The following is a 1,315-nucleotide window of genomic DNA, read 5'->3' as shown; positions in this document are numbered from 1 at the left end:
GGTTCTTCACGGATTTCCGGGAAACGCGGCTTTGATCTTTAGGAAGAAGAAGGCGCTGTCGCGGTAACCGTAGGCCATCCGTTTCATCACCTTGATGCGGTTGTTGATGCCTTCCAGCTGGCCGGTGTGCATCGGCCAGCGCACTCTGGCCAGGATGCCACGCCAATACGGCTTCAGTTTGTCGGCAAATCGACGTAGCGGCTCGATACCACTGTCGGCCACCATGGCAAACCAGCTGCGCCAAGCAAGGCGCCAGGTCTTGGCGTCGTGCTGCTGCCAGAGTTCTTTCAGGCTTGCTTTCATCAGATAGACAGTCATCAAGGCCTGGTTTGCCGCGAGGAGTTCGTTAAGTCTGGGTTGTTGGTCGGGCGGGACGTTTTGTGGATTGCGCAGCAAAAGCCAGCGTGCCCGCTTCACGATTTTTCGCTGTGGTCGGTTGTCTTTCAGGCGATTGGCCTCGTCGACGCGCACACGGTCGATCACTTCACGGCCATACTTGGCAACGACATGAAATAGGTCATAGACGACACGCGCGTTTGGACACTGTTGTCTCACTTCCAGGTCAAACGCAGTATTCATGTCCATCGCGACGGCTTCGATGTTGGCGCAGCGCTTTGTGCCGAGCCATTCGAAAAATGGCCGGATCGCTTCACGGCTGCGGCCTTCTCCTACCCAAAGGACACGTCGGGTATCGGCGTCGAGTACTGCAGTTGCATAGCGGTGGCCTTTGAATAAGGCAAATTCGTCCATCACAAGACGTGTTGGCTGAGGCTCGGGTAGCGCAGACAGCTGCCGTTCCAGCCTGGCGCGCTCGATGGTGCGTACCGTTTCCCAATGCAGTCCAGCGAGCTTGCAGACGTGGGCGACAGGCAGCTTTTCACACCAGACACCGACGAAATCCGCCAACGCTCGAGTCACCCGGGCATGACGGTCAAGCCAGCTCACACGCTCTGTACGCGTGCCGCACTGGCCGCAACGAAGACGCCTGAGCGGCACCCGCAACCATACCGGTTGACCCAGCATTGGCAACTCGCGAATGATCCTTACCCCGGTTTCATGCACGCGATAGCAGTGATGACCGCAGCCGCTGCATACCATCGGCGCCGATGGACAGCGCCGCAGATCGATCCACACGGCGCCGGACCGGCGCTCCACTTTTGATGCAATAAAGCCTTCCCAGAACGGGAGCTCGAGATTATGATCCGTCATGAAAGCGGTAAGTTGAGTCAAGGTTTTGTTGGTCGCACAACAAGTCTAGCTCTTCTTTACCGCTTTCTTCGTTTACTGGTTACTTCCCGCTAATCCGTGAAGAACC

The 1,315-nt window shown here is 57.2% G+C and carries 1 protein-coding gene; it reads right to left on the bottom strand.

The window, feature by feature from the left end; all coding sequences use genetic code 11:
* Positions 1 to 6 precede the first annotated feature (6 nt).
* Positions 7 to 1,209: an ISL3 family transposase gene (locus NX782_RS26195; protein WP_258848436.1), complete on the bottom strand. Its 1,203-nt coding sequence runs from the start codon at positions 1,207 to 1,209 to the stop codon at positions 7 to 9.
* Between the last annotated feature and the right edge of the window lie 106 nt (positions 1,210 to 1,315).

It is taken from the genome of Massilia norwichensis (assembly GCF_024753245.1).
GTDB lineage: Bacteria > Pseudomonadota > Gammaproteobacteria > Burkholderiales > Burkholderiaceae_D > Telluria > Telluria norwichensis.
This window is presented reverse-complemented; position numbering and strand designations above follow the sequence as displayed.

Coding starts and splice junctions, on each gene's coding strand:
- NX782_RS26195 (WP_258848436.1), bottom strand. CDS start 1,209: ATGACGGATCATAATCTCGAGCTCCCGTTCTGGGAAGGCTTTATTGCA.